Annotated in this window: 21 protein-coding genes; 17 read left to right on the top strand and 4 right to left on the bottom strand. The window is 68.2% G+C overall.

Annotated elements, in window-relative coordinates:
• From A9X00_RS24700 to A9X00_RS24710, 3 genes are all read right to left on the bottom strand, one after another.
• The coding region (locus A9X00_RS24700; RefSeq protein WP_156772276.1) for a PE family protein at window positions 1-589 on the bottom strand (589 nt) is incomplete at its 3' end.
• Between the two features lie 66 nt (window positions 590-655).
• Window positions 656-1,516 carry a PE family protein gene (locus A9X00_RS32610; protein WP_067159518.1) on the bottom strand — a complete coding sequence of 287 codons (861 nt, stop codon included), beginning with the start codon at window positions 1,514-1,516 and terminating at the stop codon, window positions 656-658.
• A gap of 575 nt (window positions 1,517-2,091) precedes the next feature.
• Complete coding sequence (locus tag A9X00_RS24710) at window positions 2,092-3,705, bottom strand: MFS transporter (RefSeq protein WP_067159521.1); 1,614 nt, start codon at window positions 3,703-3,705, stop codon at window positions 2,092-2,094.
• Between the two features lie 146 nt (window positions 3,706-3,851).
• Here A9X00_RS24710 and A9X00_RS24715 point away from each other — a divergent pair, with 146 nt between their 5' ends.
• The 15 genes from A9X00_RS24715 to A9X00_RS24785 all read left to right on the top strand — a co-directional run bounded on the left by A9X00_RS24715 (window position 3,852) and on the right by A9X00_RS24785 (window position 14,467).
• The gene (locus A9X00_RS24715; RefSeq protein WP_255363109.1) at window positions 3,852-4,463 is read left to right on the top strand and encodes a TetR/AcrR family transcriptional regulator; all 612 of its coding nucleotides are present in this window, start codon (window positions 3,852-3,854) and stop codon (window positions 4,461-4,463) included.
• A 309-nt stretch (window positions 4,464-4,772) separates the two neighbouring features.
• Window positions 4,773-5,078 (top strand): 30S ribosomal protein S10, encoded by a 306-nt coding sequence (gene rpsJ / locus A9X00_RS24720; RefSeq protein ID WP_003873519.1) that lies wholly within the window; start codon window positions 4,773-4,775, stop codon window positions 5,076-5,078.
• Between the two features lie 13 nt (window positions 5,079-5,091).
• Window positions 5,092-5,745, top strand: coding sequence for a 50S ribosomal protein L3 (gene rplC / locus A9X00_RS24725; RefSeq protein ID WP_067159527.1), 654 nt, complete (start codon window positions 5,092-5,094; stop codon window positions 5,743-5,745).
• On the top strand, window positions 5,745-6,407 hold the full coding sequence (rplD, locus tag A9X00_RS24730) for a 50S ribosomal protein L4 (RefSeq protein WP_067159530.1): 663 nt from the start codon (window positions 5,745-5,747) through the stop codon (window positions 6,405-6,407). Before rplC ends, rplD begins: the two co-directional genes overlap by 1 nt.
• Window positions 6,407-6,709 carry a 50S ribosomal protein L23 gene (gene rplW / locus A9X00_RS24735; RefSeq protein ID WP_067159533.1) on the top strand — a complete coding sequence of 101 codons (303 nt, stop codon included), beginning with the start codon at window positions 6,407-6,409 and terminating at the stop codon, window positions 6,707-6,709. Before rplD ends, rplW begins: the two co-directional genes overlap by 1 nt.
• Window positions 6,710-6,738: 29 nt before the next feature.
• Complete coding sequence (rplB, locus tag A9X00_RS24740; protein ID WP_067159536.1) at window positions 6,739-7,581, top strand: 50S ribosomal protein L2; 843 nt, start codon at window positions 6,739-6,741, stop codon at window positions 7,579-7,581.
• Between the two features lie 9 nt (window positions 7,582-7,590).
• Window positions 7,591-7,872 (top strand): 30S ribosomal protein S19, encoded by a 282-nt coding sequence (rpsS, locus tag A9X00_RS24745; protein WP_025738376.1) that lies wholly within the window; start codon window positions 7,591-7,593, stop codon window positions 7,870-7,872.
• Window positions 7,869-8,438, top strand: coding sequence for a 50S ribosomal protein L22 (gene rplV, locus A9X00_RS24750; protein ID WP_067159539.1), 570 nt, complete (start codon window positions 7,869-7,871; stop codon window positions 8,436-8,438). Before rpsS ends, rplV begins: the two co-directional genes overlap by 4 nt.
• Window positions 8,438-9,271 (top strand): 30S ribosomal protein S3, encoded by an 834-nt coding sequence (rpsC, locus tag A9X00_RS24755; RefSeq protein ID WP_067159542.1) that lies wholly within the window; start codon window positions 8,438-8,440, stop codon window positions 9,269-9,271. The genes rplV and rpsC overlap by 1 nt, the downstream gene beginning before the upstream one ends.
• 3 nt (window positions 9,272-9,274) lie before the next feature.
• A complete protein-coding gene (gene rplP, locus A9X00_RS24760; protein WP_067012938.1) occupies window positions 9,275-9,691 on the top strand; it encodes a 50S ribosomal protein L16 in 417 nt (138 codons plus the stop codon).
• Window positions 9,691-9,927, top strand: a complete 237-nt coding sequence (gene rpmC, locus A9X00_RS24765; protein ID WP_067159545.1) for a 50S ribosomal protein L29 — start codon at window positions 9,691-9,693, stop codon at window positions 9,925-9,927. The genes rplP and rpmC overlap by 1 nt, the downstream gene beginning before the upstream one ends.
• Before the next feature lie 6 nt (window positions 9,928-9,933).
• On the top strand, window positions 9,934-10,296 hold the full coding sequence (gene rpsQ / locus A9X00_RS24770) for a 30S ribosomal protein S17 (protein ID WP_369830791.1): 363 nt from the start codon (window positions 9,934-9,936) through the stop codon (window positions 10,294-10,296).
• A gap of 195 nt (window positions 10,297-10,491) precedes the next feature.
• On the top strand, window positions 10,492-12,849 hold the full coding sequence (locus tag A9X00_RS24775; RefSeq protein ID WP_067159548.1) for an arylsulfatase: 2,358 nt from the start codon (window positions 10,492-10,494) through the stop codon (window positions 12,847-12,849).
• Window positions 12,830-13,483, top strand: a complete 654-nt coding sequence (locus tag A9X00_RS32175; RefSeq protein WP_232006924.1) for a hypothetical protein — start codon at window positions 12,830-12,832, stop codon at window positions 13,481-13,483. The genes A9X00_RS24775 and A9X00_RS32175 overlap by 20 nt, the downstream gene beginning before the upstream one ends.
• A 54-nt stretch (window positions 13,484-13,537) precedes the next feature.
• Complete coding sequence (locus A9X00_RS24785) at window positions 13,538-14,467, top strand: DUF4436 domain-containing protein (protein ID WP_067159551.1); 930 nt, start codon at window positions 13,538-13,540, stop codon at window positions 14,465-14,467.
• 4 nt (window positions 14,468-14,471) lie between these two features.
• Here A9X00_RS24785 and pstS read toward each other — a convergent pair whose 3' ends face one another.
• Window positions 14,472-15,599 (bottom strand): phosphate ABC transporter substrate-binding protein PstS, encoded by a 1,128-nt coding sequence (pstS, locus tag A9X00_RS24790; RefSeq protein WP_067159554.1) that lies wholly within the window; start codon window positions 15,597-15,599, stop codon window positions 14,472-14,474.
• A gap of 297 nt (window positions 15,600-15,896) precedes the next feature.
• Here pstS and A9X00_RS24795 point away from each other — a divergent pair, with 297 nt between their 5' ends.
• Entirely contained in the window at window positions 15,897-16,847 is a 951-nt protein-coding gene (locus tag A9X00_RS24795) for a DUF4436 domain-containing protein (RefSeq protein ID WP_067159557.1), read from the top strand.
• Window positions 16,848-16,880: 33 nt separating this feature from the next.
• The coding region (locus tag A9X00_RS24800) for an SUMF1/EgtB/PvdO family nonheme iron enzyme (protein WP_156772277.1) at window positions 16,881-17,447 on the top strand (567 nt) is incomplete at its 3' end.

Consider the following 17,447-nt stretch of genomic DNA (forward strand, 5'->3'; position numbering starts at 1 on the left):
CCGCCCCGCCGGACCCGCCGGCCCCGCCGGCGTTGAACGAGCTGGAACCGCCGTCGCCGCCCGCTCCGCCGGTTCCCCCCGCGCCGCCGAAGAAGCCGCCGGCGCCGCCGTTGCCACCGCTGTGACCGGGGGACCCGTACCCCCCGTTTCCACCGCTACCCCACAACCACCCGCCGTCGCCGCCGTTGGCCCCGATGCCGGGTTTGCCGTTGGCGCCGTTACCGATCAGCGGACGCCCTGTCAGCGCCAGGCTCGGCGCGTTGATCACGTTGAGGATGTCCTGCTCGATGGTCTGCAGCGGAGTGGCGTTGGCCGCCTCGGTGAGCCCATATTGCGCGGCGCCGCCACTCATCAGCTGCACGAATTGTTGGTGGAACGTTTCCAACTGGGCGCTCAGCGCCTGGTACTGCTGGGCATGCGAACCGAAAACCGACGCGATGGCGGCGGACACCTCATCGGCTCCCGCCGCGGTGATCTCGGTGGTCGTAGCCGCCGCCGCGCCGTTGGCCTGGCTCAGCGCGTCGCCGATTCCGGCCAATTGCCCTGCGGCTGTTTGCATCACGTCCGGTACTGCGATCAGAAAAGTCATTTCACGCGCTCCCAACTTGACTTTGCTGCAGTTATTGCTAGACCCGCCCCCACAGGGGGCGGCGAATCAGGCCGAGTAGGGGTGCATCTCGATCGGTGCGCCGGAGGTCGCCGGTTGCTCCTCATGGGAGGCGGCCGCGGAAGCCGGGGAGTAGGGCGGCGTAGCCGGGGAATAGTTCGGGGTTGCGGCCGGCGCCGCCGTCAACGGCGTACCGATCGGCATCGCCTGCGCCGCCGTCGCCGGAGAGAACGCGGGCGCTTCGACCGGAGCTGCTTCCACGGGCGCGCTAACGGGTGCCGGCGTCACGACCTCCGCGGCCGCGGGAGCATAGGCGGGTGGGCTGGCGGGGGCGATGGGCGCCGCCGCGGCGACCGGGGCCGCCGCGAGTGGCGTACCCGTCGGCGCCAGAGCGACAGGTGCCGCTGGGGTCGGCGTGACCGCGGCCGCCGGCGTGACCGCCGTCGCCAAGGGGGCTGCCGGCGCTGCCGGCGCCGCACCACCGGAAACACCCGCCGCGGCCGCCGGCACCCCCGCCGCCGCGGAGCCCACCGAGGCCGCGGTGCCGGCCAGCGGTTGCGCGCTCGACAGCGCCTGGCCGGGGACGTTGCCGGTCACCATGTTCTGGACGGTTTGCAGGGGAGCGGCGTTCGCCGCCTCGGTGAGGGCGTATTGCTCGGCGCCGGCGCTCATCAGCTGGACGAACTGGGTGTGGAAGGCCTGCGCCGCGGCGCTGAGCGCCTGATAGACCTGGGCGTGCGCGTCGAACAGGCTCGCGATGTTGGCGGACACCTCGTCGGCGCCAGCGGGCAGCACGCTGGAGACCGGCCCCAAAGCGGCCGAGTTTGCATCGCTGATCGCCGAACCGATGTTGGCCAAATCCATTGCGGCATTGGCCACATACTCGGGCGCTGCGAACACATACGACATTCGGCTCCCCCGCCTGTCTCGACGTCGTCCGCCTCCCCATCACGGACACCGCTAGAGCGCAGACTATCGCCCACCCGGGGGCTCCCGAGGCGTTTTCGGCGGATCTTCACCATGCATTCAGCGGGGCGGGCCACGCCGCAGCGCGACCCGCCCCAAAAAATGCGGTGACATTCATGCTGCCCACGTAGATGGCCACGACAAGTGGCGGGCGCGCGGCTGACTTGCGGTCAGGCGCGTACTCTGCGTCGCAATGTTCGTGGACGGCACGACGTCCCGATGTTGAATATCACCTCCCTTCAGCGATTCGCGATCCGCGCGCGGTTCCCCGGAGGCGATCGCTCCCGTAGCACCGTCGCCTGTTTGCTGAACGAGTCGATACGCATCAACATCACACCCACCTCAACCCGCGAGATGATCTGTACCTGTCGATATATATTTTCAAATACCACGACGAGCGGACGTTCGCAAGTATCTGAACCGACTCGGTTTGACGCGGGACGAAAAATCCGGGTCGAGCGAGCCCGATCAACGACCACCGGTCAGTCGGTGTCATTCTCCGGCAGCGACATTGGGCGTCAACGCGACGGTTCTCGGTGCCGGCCGATGCCGGGGCCGGCCCGGGAGAAGAGCCGGCGCACCACCTTCAGCTGGCGCCCGTCGCGGCCCGGCGCCCACAGCCCGATCAGGACCGCGGCGACGGTGACGATGACGGCCAGGACCGTCGTCGACGCGTGCATCGCCGTCATGAACGCCGCTTTGCTGACCTCGGCCAGCTGGCCACCCTGCGGCCCCAACTTCCCGGCCACCTCGACCGCCTTGGCCAGCGAATCGGTCGCGGGGCCACGCACCGGGGCGGGGAACCCCGCCAACCTGGGCGCGAGCTCGTGGGAGTAGCGGCCGGCGAGTATCGAGCCGGCCACGGCGATCCCCAGGGCCCCGCCCATCTCCCGCGACGTGTCGTTGACCGCCGACGCGACGCCCTGCTTTTCGTCGGGGACCGCGCCCATGATCGCCGAAGTCGTTGGCGCGGTGCAGAACCCGATACCGGTGCTCAGGATCAAGGTGGGCCAGGCCAAGTCGAGGAAACTCGAATGGAGGTCGAGCGTGCGCATGCACAGGAAGCCGACCGCCATCGTCAGCGTGCCCACGAACAGCACCAGCCGCAGCCCGAACTTCGGCACATACCAGAACGACAGCGCCGAGAAAATGCCCAGCGGGACCATGAACGGGCCGAACGCCACCGCCGTCATCAGCGGGGAGTAGCCCATGATCTGCTGCACGTACTGCATGCCCAGATAGAAGAAACCAAACGTCGCGCCGAACAGGACGACGATCGTCGCCACCCCGGTGGCGAAGCCGGGATCGCCGAACAGCCGCACGTCGAGCAGGGGATGCCTGGTCCGGAATTCGACGACGCCGAACACGGCCGCGATCAGCGCCCCAGCGACCAGACCGCCCCAGATCAGGGGATCGCTCCAGCCCCGGTCGGGTGCCTCCAGGATCGCTGCCACCGCGATCGCGACGGCCGCCCCGATCAGCACCGCGCCCAGCGAATCGACGCGGGGCGCGTTGGCTTCCCGCGACGAGGCGACGGTGCACGCCAGCGCGAAGATCGCCAGCCCGGCGACGCCCAACGACCAGAAGATCGCGTGCCAGTCCCAGAAGCGAAGCAGCAGGCCGGATCCGAACATGCCCAGCACGCCGCCCGAGCCGGCGGTGCCGGCCCAGATCCCGACGGCCTTGATGCGGTCCTCCTTCGGGTAGGCCACCGTCAGCAGCGACAGCGTCGCGGGCATCACGAACGCGGCGCCGACGCCGGCGACCGCCCGTCCCGCGATGATCTGCAGCGGGCTGTGCAACAGCGCCGGCGCGGCCGACCCGAGGGCGAAGATGACCAGGCCGACGAGCAGCGCGCCCCGCCGCCCGTAGCGGTCGCCGATCGCCCCGGCGGGCAGCAGCAAGCAGGCCAGCGCCACCGTGTAACCGTCGACGACCCAGGTGAGCTGCGACTGGGTCGCCGAGGTGGCGACCGCGAGGTCCCCCAGCGCGGTGTTCAGCGCCGTCATCGACGCGACCACCAGCCCGACGCCCATGCAGGCGACGGCCAGGGTCCAGGTTCGGGCGCGGGGGCTACCCCCCAAGCGCGCTAAATCAGTACGCTGATCAGTCCGTACCAGCGTTTCGACCATAAAAAGCGCCTCCTAACGGGGGCGTAGCGAGATTTTCGAGACTCTTGGTCTTGTAGGTAAACCGATAGTCTTGGTCCCAAACCGGGAGGTAGCTCACAATTACCGGCGGAAGCACCGATCCACGTCCGGCGCGGTCCAGGGCCCGTTTGCTCGAGGCCGCCGCCGCGCTGCTGCGTTCGGGGGGCCCGAGCGCGGTGACCGTCGATGCGGTCACTCGTAGCGCCAACGTAGCGAGGGCGACGCTGTATCGCCACTTTCCCAGCGGAAATGATTTGCTGGCAGCTGCATTCAACAGCCTGATACCGCCGCCGCCGATGCCGCCGGCCGACGGCTCGCTGCGCGATCGCCTGATCGGGTTGGTGCTGGCGCAGGCCGAAGCCGTGGCGCACGCGCCGGCCCTGCTGACCGCCATGTCTTGGCTGTCCCTGGGGCGCGACCTGGACGAGTTGCCGGAGACTCATGATGTCGGCACCGCCGACAGCGCCTCGATATGCACGCTGCGGGAGCGGATCGCCCAGCAATACGCCGCGCCGTTCGACGCGGTTTTCGACAGCCCCGAGGCCGTCGCCGAGCTCGGTGAGGTCGACCGGTCGCGCGCCATCGCCCTGCTGATCGGCCCGCTGGTGCTGGGACGCCTGTCGACCCTGCCCGACTTCGACTATCGCGAGTGCGCGCGCGCCGCCGTCGACGGTTTCCTGCACGTGCAGCGGGCCCAGCAGCGGGCCGACGCGGCGACCACCGAATCGGCTGGTGCCTGAGTCCCGGCGGGGTTTGCCCGGGATTTGGCCAAACCCATGATCTGAGGCATACTGTTCAGGTTGCCTTGCGCCGGGTTCTGCCTGGCCGGGCATACGACCAGCGCCCAACCGGGCGCGTCCGGTCCCAACCTCGGAATGCGACCAATTTTGGCCGCGCACGAGGCTGCGTAAGGGTGACACGCCCGACCGCGGGGGCCGGTGGACCACGACAGGTAAACAGCGGCGCAGTATCCGGCGCGACGCTCGACCGGCCCAGGGTTGGGCGGCCGATCCGCGCGCGGGCTTTTAGAGGAGTGAGGGTAGGAAAGCGTGGCGGGACAGAAGATCCGCATCAGGCTTAAGGCCTACGACCATGAGGCCATCGACGCATCGGCGCGCAAGATCGTCGAGACCGTCGTCCGCACGGGTGCCAGCGTCGTAGGGCCGGTGCCGCTGCCGACCGAGAAGAACGTGTATTGCGTCATCCGCTCGCCGCATAAGTACAAGGACTCGCGGGAGCACTTCGAGATGCGCACGCACAAGCGGTTGATTGACATCCTCGATCCGACGCCGAAGACGGTCGACGCGCTGATGCGCATCGACCTTCCGGCCAGTGTCGACGTCAACATCCAGTAGGAGATCCAGGCTCATGGCACGAAAAGGCATTCTGGGTACCAAGCTGGGCATGACGCAGGTGTTCGACGAGAACAACCGGGTCGTGCCGGTGACGGTGGTCAAGGCCGGACCCAACGTGGTGACCCGCATCCGCACGCCGGAGCGCGACGGCTACAGCGCCGTGCAGCTGGCGTACGGCGAGATCAGCCCGCGCAAGGTCAACAAGCCGGTCACCGGTCAGTACACGGCGGCCGGCGTCAACCCGCGCCGCTTCCTGGCCGAGCTGCGGCTGGACAACCCCGACGCCGCCGCCGAATACGAGGTCGGCCAGGAGCTGACGGCGGAGATCTTCGCCGACGGTGCCTACGTCGACGTGACCGGTACGTCCAAGGGCAAGGGCTTCGCCGGCACCATGAAGCGGCACGGCTTCCGCGGCCAGGGCGCCAGCCACGGCGCCCAGGCGGTGCACCGCCGGCCGGGTTCCATCGGCGGCTGCGCCACCCCGGCCCGGGTCTTCAAGGGCACCCGGATGGCCGGCCGGATGGGCAACGACCGGGTGACCGTGCAGAACCTGTTGGTGCACAAGGTCGATGCCGAGAACGGCGTGCTGTTGATCAAGGGTGCGGTCCCCGGCCGCACCGGCGGGCTCGTGATGGTTCGCAGCGCGATCAAACGAGGTGAGAACTGATGGCACTCAAGATTGACGTAAAGACGCCGGACGGCAAGGTCGACGGCTCCGTCGAGCTGCCCGCCGAATTGTTCGACGCCCCGGCCAATATCGCGCTGATGCACCAGGTGGTCACCGCGCAACGGGCCGCCGCCCGCCAGGGCACGCACTCGACCAAGACGCGCGGCGAGGTCAGCGGCGGTGGCCGCAAGCCCTACCGGCAGAAGGGCACCGGACGCGCCCGACAGGGTTCGACGCGGGCCCCGCAGTTCACCGGCGGTGGCACCGTGCACGGCCCGAAGCCGCGCGACTACAGCCAGCGCACGCCCAAGAAGATGATCGCCGCGGCGCTGCGCGGGGCTCTGTCCGACCGCGCCCGCAACGGACGCATCCACGCGATCACCGAGGTGGTCGCCGGCCAGACCCCGTCGACCAAGAGCGCCAAGGCATTTCTGGACACGCTGTCCGATCGCAAGCGGCTGCTGCTGGTCATCGGCCGGGCCGACGAGGCCGGCGCCAAGAGCGTGCGCAACCTGCCCGGCGTGCATGTGCTGGCGCCCGACCAGCTCAACACCTATGACGTGCTGCGCTCCGATGACGTGGTGTTCAGCGTCGAGGCCCTGAACGCCTACATCGCGGCCAACACCGCCAACACCAGCTCTGCCAAGGAGGTTTCGGCCTGATGGCGACCATCGCTGACCCCCGCGACATCATCCTGGCGCCGGTCATCTCCGAGAAGTCCTATTCGCTGCTGGACGAGAACGTGTACACGTTCGTGGTGCACCCCGACTCGAACAAGACGCAGATCAAGATCGCCATCGAGAAGATCTTCTCCGTCAAGGTTGCGTCGGTGAACACCGCGAACCGGCAGGGCAAGCGCAAGCGCACCCGGACCGGTTACGGCAAGCGCAAGGGCACCAAGCGCGCCATCGTCACCCTGGCCCCGGGCAGCAAGCCGATCGACCTCTTCGGCGCACCCAGCTAGCCGAGCGCGAGAGAAAGACCTGATTAGACATGGCAATTCGTAAGTACAAGCCGACGACCCCGGGTCGCCGCGGCGCCAGCGTGTCCGACTTCGCCGAGATCACCCGTTCGGAGCCGGAGAAGTCACTGGTGCGCCCGCTGCACGGTCACGGCGGCCGCAACGCGCACGGCCGGATCACCACCCGTCACAAGGGCGGCGGCCACAAGCGCGCCTATCGGGTGATCGACTTCCGTCGCAACGACAAGGACGGCGTCAACGCGAAGGTCGCGCACATCGAGTACGACCCGAACCGCACGGCCAACATCGCGCTGCTGCACTTCCTGGACGGCGAGAAGCGCTACATCATTGCCCCGCTTGGGCTCTCGCAGGGCGACGTGGTGGAGTCGGGCCCCAACGCCGACATCAAGCCGGGTAACAACCTGCCGCTGCGCAACATCCCGGCCGGTACCTTGGTGCACGCCGTGGAGCTGCGCCCGGGCGGCGGCGCCAAGCTCGCGCGCTCGGCCGGGTCGAGCATCCAGCTGCTCGGCAAGGAGGGCAGCTACGCGTCGCTGCGCATGCCGAGCGGCGAGATCCGCCGCGTCGACGTGCGCTGCCGCGCCACGGTCGGCGAGGTGGGCAACGCCGAGCAGGCAAACATCAACTGGGGCAAGGCCGGTCGCATGCGGTGGAAGGGCAAGCGCCCGTCCGTCCGTGGTGTCGTGATGAACCCCGTCGACCACCCGCACGGTGGTGGTGAGGGCAAGACCTCCGGTGGCCGCCACCCGGTCAGCCCGTGGGGCAAGCCCGAGGGCCGCACCCGCCACCCGAACAAGCAGAGCAACAAACTCATCGTCCGACGCCGGCGCACCGGCAAGAAGCACGGCCGGTAGGAGTAACACATGCCACGCAGCCTGAAAAAGGGACCGTTCGTCGACGACCACCTGCTCAAGAAGGTGGACGTGCAGAACGAGAAGAACAGCAAGCAGGTCATCAAGACCTGGTCGCGTCGCTCGACGATCATTCCCGACTTCATCGGCCACACCTTCGCCGTGCACGACGGCCGCAAGCACGTCCCGGTGTTCGTCACCGAGGCGATGGTGGGCCACAAGCTGGGCGAGTTCGCCCCGACGCGCACCTTCAAGGGGCACATCAAGGATGATCGGAAGGCCAAGCGGCGATGACCACAACTGAGTTTCCGTCTGCGGTCGCCAAGGCACGGTTCGTGCGGGTGTCGCCGACCAAGGCGCGCCGGGTGATCGACCTGGTGCGTGGCAAGTCGGTGGAGGACGCGCTCGACATCCTGCGCTGGGCGCCGCAGGCCGCCAGCGAGCCGGTGGCCAAGGTGATCGCCAGTGCCGCGGCCAACGCGCAGAACAACAACGGCCTGGACCCCGCGACACTGGTGGTGGCCACCGTGTACGCCGACGAGGGCCCGACCGCCAAGCGGATTCGTCCGCGCGCCCAGGGCCGCGCGTTCCGAATTCGCCGGCGCACCAGCCACATCACGGTCGTGGTGGAAAGCCGGCCGGCCAAGGACGAACGGTCGGCGAAGTCGACGCGGGCACGTCGCGCCGAGGCCAGCAAGGCGGCGGCGAAGGCTCGCCCTGGTTCGGAGGCGAAGAAGGCGCCCGCCAAGAAGGCTCCCGCGAAGAAGGCGCCGGCCGCCAAGAAGGCTCCGGCGAAAAAGGCAGAAACCGCCAAGGCAACTACTTCTGAGGCTTCGGAAACGAAGGGAGGCTCAGACTAGTGGGCCAGAAGATCAATCCGCACGGCTTCCGGCTCGGCATCACCACGGACTGGAAGTCCCGCTGGTACGCCGACAAGCAGTACGCCGACTACGTCAAGGAAGACGTGGCGATCCGCCGGCTGCTGTCCACCGGCCTGGAGCGCGCCGGCATCGCCGACGTGGAGATCGAGCGCACCCGGGACCGGGTTCGGGTCGACATCCACACCGCGCGCCCCGGGATCGTCATCGGCCGCCGCGGTACCGAGGCCGACCGGATCCGGGCCGACCTGGAGAAGCTGACCGGTAAGCAGGTCCAGCTCAACATCCTTGAGGTCAAAAACCCCGAATCGCAGGCACAATTGGTGGCGCAGGGCGTCGCGGAGCAGTTGAGCAACCGCGTGGCGTTCCGCCGCGCGATGCGCAAGGCGATCCAGTCGGCGATGCGCCAGCCCAACGTCAAGGGCATCCGGGTGCAGTGCTCCGGCCGCCTCGGCGGCGCGGAGATGAGCCGCTCGGAGTTCTACCGCGAGGGCCGGGTGCCGCTGCACACGCTGCGCGCCGACATTGACTACGGCCTGTACGAGGCCAAGACGACCTTCGGCCGGATCGGCGTGAAGGTGTGGATCTACAAGGGCGACATCGTCGGTGGCAAGCGTGAATTGACCGCCGCCGCCCCGGCGGGCGCCGACCGTCCGCGCCGGGAGCGGCCGTCGGGCACGCGTCCGCGGCGCAGTGGCGCGTCGGGCACCACGGCGACCAGCACCGAGGCCGGGCGCGCCGCGGGTGCCGAGGATCAAGCCGCAGCGCCGGCCGAGGCCGCGCCGGCCCTCGAACCGCAGAGTACGGAGAGCTGAATCATGTTGATTCCCCGCAAGGTTAAGCATCGCAAGCAGCACCACCCGCGCCAGCGTGGCATCGCCAGCGGCGGCACCCAGGTGAACTTCGGTGACTACGGCATCCAGGCGCTCGAGCACGCCTACGTGACCAACCGGCAGATCGAGTCGGCACGTATCGCGATCAACCGGCACATCAAGCGTGGCGGCAAGGTGTGGATCAACGTCTTCCCCGACCGCCCGCTGACCAAGAAGCCCGCCGAAACCCGGATGGGTTCGGGTAAGGGCTCCCCGGAGTGGTGGGTCGTCAATGTCAAGCCGGGCCGGGTGCTGTTCGAGCTCAGCTACCCGAACGAGCAGACGGCCCGCGCCGCGCTCACCCGCGCAATCCACAAGCTGCCGATCAAGGCACGCATCGTGACCCGAGAGGATCAGTTCTGATGGCACTGGGCATTTCGCCGGGCGAACTGCGCGAGCTCACCGACTCCGAGCTCACCGACCGCCTGCGCGAATCCAAGGAGGAGCTGTTCAACCTGCGCTTCCAGATGGCGACCGGGCAGCTCAACAACAACCGCCGGCTCCGCACGGTGCGTCAGGAGATCGCGCGCGTCTACACCGTGCTGCGCGAAAGGGAACTGGGCCTGGCCAGCGGACCCGACGGGGCCGAGGAGAAATAAGGATTCGTGATGGCAGAAGCTAAGAAGGCGCCCGCCAAGGCCGCCCCCAAGAAGGCCGCTCCCGCCGACGCCGCGGCGAAAGACAAGGGCCCCAAGCACACTCCGGCCAACCCGAAGACGCGCGGGCGGCGCAAGGTGCGCATCGGCTACGTGGTCAGCGACAAGATGCAGAAGACCATTGTGGTCGAGCTGGAAGACCGCATGCGCCACCCGTTGTACGGCAAGATCATCCGGACCACCAAGAAGGTCAAGGCGCACGACGAGAACAGCACGGCCGGCATCGGCGACCGCGTCTCGCTGATGGAGACCCGCCCGATGTCGGCCACCAAGCGCTGGCGGCTCGTCGAGATCCTCGAGAAGGCCAAGTAACCGGTCTCAAACCGGTCTGCCGCGAGCAGGCACAAAAGCCCCCGCGCGCTCGGTGTGTCGGGGGCTTTTGCGTCTGTTGGCGGACCGGTGGCGTCCCCGAACGCGTCCCGAGATTTCACACCTTGCTCTCACCTGCCCGGTGTAGTCTCCACGCCACGCGGTTAACGGGGACCAACAGAAGTGAGGCTGGCAGCGATGACGGGGTCGACCGAGTTTCAGGGCAAGATCGAGCTGGATATCCGTGATTCGGAGCCGGACTGGGGGCCGTACGCGGCGCCGACGGCGCCGGAGAACTCGCCGAACATCCTCTACCTCGTCTGGGATGACACCGGGATCGCCACCTGGGACTGCTTCGGCGGCCTGGTGGACATGCCCGCGATGACGCGGATCGCCGAGCGCGGGGTGCGGTTGTCGCAGTTTCACACCACCGCGCTGTGCTCGCCGACCCGGGCGTCGCTGCTGACCGGGCGCAACGCGACCACGGTGGGCATGGCCACCATCGAGGAGTTCACCGACGGCTTCCCGAACTGCAACGGCCGGATCCCCGCCGACACCGGGCTGATCTCCGAGGTGCTCGCCGAACGCGGCTACAACACCTACTGCGTCGGCAAGTGGCACCTGACCCCGCTGGAAGAGTCGAATCTGGCGTCGACGAAACGGCATTGGCCGACCTCGCGCGGATTCGAGCGGTTCTACGGGTTCATGGGCGGCGAGACCGACCAGTGGTACCCGGACCTGGTCTACGACAACCACCCGGTCAACCCGCCGGGCACCCCGGAAGACGGCTATCACCTGTCGAAGGACATCGCGGACAAGACGATCGAGTTCATCCGCGACGCCAAGGTGATCGCCCCGGACAAGCCGTGGTTCAGCTACGTGTGCCCCGGCGCGGGCCACGCCCCGCACCACGTGTTCAAGGAATGGGCCGACCGCTATGCCGGCCGCTTCGACATGGGTTATGAGCGCTACCGCGAGATCGTGCTGGAAAACCAGAAGTCGCTGGGCATCGTGCCGCCGGACACCGAGCTGTCGGCGGTGAACCCGTACGCCGACGTGAAGGGGCCCAACGGCGAGCCGTGGCCGCTGCAGGACACGGTGCGGCCGTGGGACTCGCTGGGTGACGAAGAGAAGAAGCTGTTCTCCCGCATGGCGGAGGTGTTCGCCGGGTTCCTCAGCTACACCGACGCCCAGATCGGCCGCATTCTGGACTATTTGGAGGAGTCCGGCCAGCTGGATAACACGATCATCGTGGTGATCTCCGACAACGGGGCCAGCGGCGAGGGCGGGCCGAACGGGTCGGTGAACGAGGGCAAGTTCTTCAACGGCTATATCGATACCGTCGAGGAGAGTATGAAGCTCTTCGACCACCTGGGCGGCCCGGAGACCTACAACCATTACCCGATCGGCTGGGCGATGGCGTTCAACACGCCCTACAAGCTGTACAAGCGCTACGCCTCGCACGAGGGCGGCATCGCCGACACCGCAATCGTCTCGTGGCCCAACGGCATTGCCGCGCACGGCGAGGTCCGCGACAACTACGTCAACGTCTGCGACATCACCCCGACCGTGTACGACCTGCTGGGCCTGACCCCGCCCGAGCAGGTCAAGGGGATTGCGCAGAAACCCCTGGACGGCGTGAGTTTCAAAGCGGCCCTTGCGGATCCGGCTGCCGACACGGGCAAGACGACCCAGTTCTACACCATGCTGGGCACCCGCGGGATCTGGCACCAGGGCTGGTTCGCCAACACCGTCCACGCCGCGACCCCGGCCGGGTGGTCGCATTTCGACGCCGATCGCTGGGAGCTGTTCCACATCGAGGCCGACCGCAGCCAGTGCCACGACCTGGCCGGCGAGCAACCCGAGAAGCTGGAAGAGCTTAAGGCGCTGTGGTATTCGGAGGCGGCGAAATACAACGGCCTGCCGTTGTCGGACCTGAACATCATCGAGACGATGATGCGCTCGCGGCCCTACCTGGTGGGCGAACGGTCCAGCTACACCTACTATCCCGACTGCGCCGACGTCGGCATCGGCGCCGCCGCCGAGATCCGCGGGCGCGCCTTCGCCCTGTTGGCCGACGTGACCGTGGACACCACCGGCGCCGAGGGCGTGCTGTTCAAGCAGGGCGGCGCCCACGGCGGGCACGTGCTGTTCGTCCAGGACGGCAGGCTGCACTACGTCTACAACTTCCTGGGCGAGCGCCAGCAGCTGGTGTCGTCGTCCGGCCCGGTGCCGCTGGGCCGGCACGTGTTGGGGGTTCGTTACGCGCGGACGGGAACGGTGGAAAACAGCCACACCCCGCTCGGTGACCTGACCCTGTTCGTCGACGACGAGGTGGTCGGCACCCTGGCGGGCGTGACGACGCATCCCGGGACGTTCGGGCTGGCGGGGGCCGGCATCACCGTCGGGCGCAACGGCGGCTCGGGAGTGTCCAGCCGCTACAAGGCGCCGTTCACGTTCACCGGCGGCACCATCGCCGAGGTCACCATCGACTTCTCGGGCAGGCCGTACGAGGACGTGGAAAGGGAACTGGCGCTTGCGTTTTCGCGCGACTGAGCTGGCGCTCGGCCTGCTCTGCCTGGCGGCGGGCCTCGCCGTCGGTTGCGAGAAGACCACGGCCGGCACCGCCGCCCGGCCCGCCGCGCCCCGGCTGTCCGACCCGGCCGAGCCGGTGCCCGGCATCCAAGTCACGGTGCCCGACCACATCCCGCCCAACGCCGTGGCGTGCTTCCCGCCGCCGCCCAGCGGCGGCAGCAGGGCCGAGGCTTCGGTGGCGGACCCGGTGGCGCCCGTGATCGACGTCCCCCTGCCCGACGGCTGGAACACGACCCGCGGCGCCGGCGACGTGGCGCTGACGTCGACGGGGCCCGACGGCATGTCCGTACGGGTGACCATCACGCCGACCGACCTCGATCCCGGCGGGGCGTTCCTGCGCTACACCGCCGACCTGCGCACCAGGAGCCCGGGCGGCAAAGTCACCGTCACCGCCGCGCAGTTCTGCGGCTACAGCAGCCAAGTGCTGACCGGCACCGTCGCGGGCGGGCTCGCCTTCGCCGACCGCATCACCCACATCTGGACCAACACCAAGGCGTACCTGGTGGCCATCCAGCTGACCGGGCCCGCGGGCGCGCCCGGTTTCGACGCGGCGAAATCGACGGTGATGCAACAATTTGCGGTCGTCATCCCCTGAAAAAGCGCGGTTTCAGGGCCGGCGGGCGGTAGCATCTGGCCCCGTGATGACCCAATGACCGCCACCGAAGCACCACCGCCACCGGCGCCACCCCAGTCGCGAGGACCGCGCTTAGCGATCGCGTTCGGGATCATCGTCTTCCTCATCGTCATCTACGTGCTGTCCCTGATCGCGGTGCACCTGCTGGCGAAATCGACGCCCCCGCTGCCCGCGGCGGACCTGACCAAGGTCGAGGCCGACGACAGCGTCGTGCAGGTGCGCCTCGAGAAACTCGACACCGTCGCCAACCGCTTGACGGTGAATGTCCTTGTCTACCCGAAGGATTCGCTCTACGACAAGAACTTCGGGGTGCTCACCACCGACGCGGCCGTGCGCCTGTATCCGGAGAACGACCTCGGTGACCTGCAATACCCGGTCGGTAAGGCGCCGGCGCAGGTCAGCACCACCATCGAGGCGCACGGCGATCCCGGCAACTGGCCCTTCGACACGTACAAGACGGAGGTCATCGCCGCCGACGTGTTCACCGGCTCCGGTCAGAACCGGGAGAAGGCGCCCGCCCGCGTCGAGGTATCCGGAAAGCTGGACGGCTGGGACGCCACCGTCACCCGGGTCCATGACCCCGCGGACTCCAACCCGGACGTCCAGGACGACGTGACCATCACCCTGAAGCGGGCCAAGGGCCCGTTGATCTTCGACCTCGGAATCTGCCTCGTCCTCATCGCCCTGCCGGTGTTGGCGCTGTGGGTGGCCATCCCGGTCGCATTGGGCCGGACCTCGTTCCTGCCGCCGATGGTGACGTGGTACGGCGCGATGCTCTTCGCCATCGTCCCGCTGCGCAGCATCCTGCCGGGCAGCCCACCCTACGGTTCGTGGATCGACCAGGCGGTCGTGCTCTGGGTGCTGATCGGCCTGGTCACCGCGATGGCCCTGTTCCTGTCCGGCTGGTGGCAGCAACGGGACCGAAGGCAGGCGAAGAAGGGCTGAACGCCTACTCGGCGACCGCCGCTCCGGCCCAGCTGATCGCGTCGACGGCGCTGGAGACTCGGGACTGGAAGTCGGGCGGCAGCGGGATGTAGCCGTTCCTGGCCAGCTCGACCTGGCCGGGCCCGATCGCCGCCTGCAGGAACGCCTTGACCGCCTTGGCGTCGTCGGCGTTGGGGTACTTGGAGCAGACGATCTCGTAGGTGGCCAGGACGATCGGGTAGACGTCCGGCTGGGCCGGGTTGTAGAACGACGAAATGTCGAGCACGAGGTTGTTGCCGGCGCCGGTGATCTTGGCGCCCAGGATCGTCTTGCCGACCGTGTCGGTGCCGATCCGCACCGGGCGCAGCGACCGGCGGCTCGCGGGGGTCTTGATCTCGGCGGCGAAAAGGCCTTGCTGCAGCGCGAACGACAACTCGTTGTAGCTGATCGCGCCCTCGGTGGTTTTCACCAGCTCCGAGGTGCCCTTGTTGCCGGCGGCGCCGATGCCGACCCCGCCCTTGAACGTCTTGCCGGTGCCCTGTTTCCACGCCCCGCCGGACGCGGACTGCAGGTAGTTCTGGAAGTTGTCGGTGGTGCCGGACGCGTCGCTGCGGTAGATGACCTTGATGTCCTCGGCCGGCATCGAGGTGTTGAACGCGGTGAGCGCGGGGTCGTCCCAGCGGGTGATGGTGCCGTTGAAGATTTTCGCCAGCGTGGCCGCGTCGAGCACCAGGGAGTCGACCGCGCCGAGGTTGTAGGTGATGGCCAGCGGGCCGAACACCACGGGCAGGTTCCAGGCGTCGGCGCCGCCACACCGCTGTTTGGCGGCGGCATATTGATCCTCGGCGAGCGGTGTGTCGGATCCGCCGAAATCGGTCTTGCCCGACAGGAATTCGCTGATCCCGCTGCCCGACCCGTTGGCGGTGTAGTTGAGGTTCTGTCCCGGGCACGCCCGGTGGTACGCCTCGACGAACTTCGTCATCGCGTTCGCCTGGGCGGTCGAGCCGCTGGCGATCAAGGTCTGTTTGCCGCCGCAGTCGACCTTCGCGCCCGCGGCGTACGCCAGGGTCGCGTGGGAGTTGCTGCATGCCGAGCCCACCAAGGCAACCGCCGCCAGCAAGCTGATGGCGGCGGCTGATCGCGTGTGCTTCACGGTGTTTGCCTCCAGGCGATGGTCGCGCCCGGCGTCGACGGCGAGCTCGTGTGTCCGGATACAACTCAGACTTCTACAGCTACCGAATTAACAGGCAAACCAACAACGGATGAACGGGTCGGCAATTGGGTCGACCGCCGGGTTTCGCTGAGTAGCGAACAACCGTTGCGCGGGTTGACGGAAATTACCTGATTGATGAAGTAAATTCCGATCCGTCGCGCGGACGCGACCGGTTCGCTACGATCTAATCCGCGCATGGCCCGCCGAGTTGCCGCGACCCAACGGAGGTGTCGACCGATGACCCATCAAGCCCCACCGGCTCCGCCGCCTTCGACTCCTCCGACGCCACCGGAGCCGCCCGCCGCGGCGGCCCCCGAGGCGCCGCCCGCGCGCGGCCGCCGGCGCACCCTGTTGGTGATCGGCATTCTGCTGGCTTTCCTCATCGTCTACGGCCTGTCGCTGTTCGGGGTCCACCTGCTGGCCAAATCGGCGGCGCCGATCAAGCCGCCGGACCTGAACGCGACCGGCGACACCGTCGTGCTGGTGCGCCTGGAAAAGCTGGAAACCGTCGCGAATCGCCTCACGGTCAAGGTCCTCGTGATTCCCGAGGACAACATGTTCGACAAGCGCCTCGACGTGCTGAAGACCGACACCGCCGTGCGGATGGACCCGCCAAATGACCTGGGCGACCTGCAATATCCCGCGGGGAAGTCGCCGGCGCAGGTCGCCACCACGATCGAGGCGCATGGCGATCCCAACAACTGGCCGTTCGATTCCTACAGCACCGACACCCTGTCGGCGGAGGTGCTCGTCGGGCAAGGCGATGCGCGCCAGTACATACCCGCCCGGGTCGAGGTCACCGGGGCGCTGGACGGCTGGGACGTCAGCGTCCAGCGGGTGGGTGAGGCAAGCCAGGAGGCGGATCGCCCGGACAACGTGATCATCACGCTGCACCGCGCCAAGGGGCCGCTGATCTTCGACTTGGGCATCTGCCTCGTCCTGTTCGCCCTGCCCACCCTGGCGTTTGCCGTGGCCATCCAAATCGCCCTGGGCAGACGGAAATTCGTGCCTCCCTTCGTGACGTGGTTCGCCGCCATGCTGTTCGCCGTGATCCCGATACGCAATTTCCTTCCGGGGTCGCCGCCGCCGGGTGCATGGATCGACCAGGTTCTGGTGATCTGGGTGCTGATGGCGCTCGTCGCCGCGATGGCCCTCTACATGTTCACCTGGTACCGACAATCGGACTGAGGCGCCGCGACGCGGCCGTCCTACCCTGAAGGGGTGCTCACCGAGCTGGTCGACCTGCCGGGCGGATCGTTCCGCATGGGCTCGACGAGCTTCTACCCCGAAGAGGCGCCGATCCACACCGTGACCGTGGGGCCGTTCGCGGTGGAGCGGCACCCGGTGACCAACGCGCAGTTCGCCGAATTCGTCGCCGCCACAGGCTATGTCACGGTGGCCGAGCAACCGATCGACCCGGCGCTGTACCCGGGCGCGGACCCGAAGGACCTGGTGCCGGGCGCCATGGTCTTCCGCCCGACGCCCGGGCCGGTCGACCTGCGTGACTGGCGCCAGTGGTGGGCCTGGGTGCCGGGCGCCAACTGGCGAAATCCGTTCGGGCCGGGCAGCGATCTCACGGACCGGGCGAACCATCCGGTGGTGCAGGTTGCGTATCCCGACGCGGCGGCGTACGCGCGCTGGGCCCGCCGCCGGCTGCCCACCGAGGCCGAGTGGGAGTACGCGGCCCGCGGCGGAACTTCGTCGACCTACTCCTGGGGAGAGGAAGAGAACCCCGATGGCCGGCTGATGGCCAACACGTGGCAGGGAAAGTTCCCGTACCGCAACGAC

The sequence above is a fragment of the Mycobacterium sp. 1245805.9 genome, assembly GCF_001672915.1.
In the GTDB taxonomy this organism is placed as follows: Bacteria; Actinomycetota; Actinomycetes; order Mycobacteriales; family Mycobacteriaceae; genus Mycobacterium.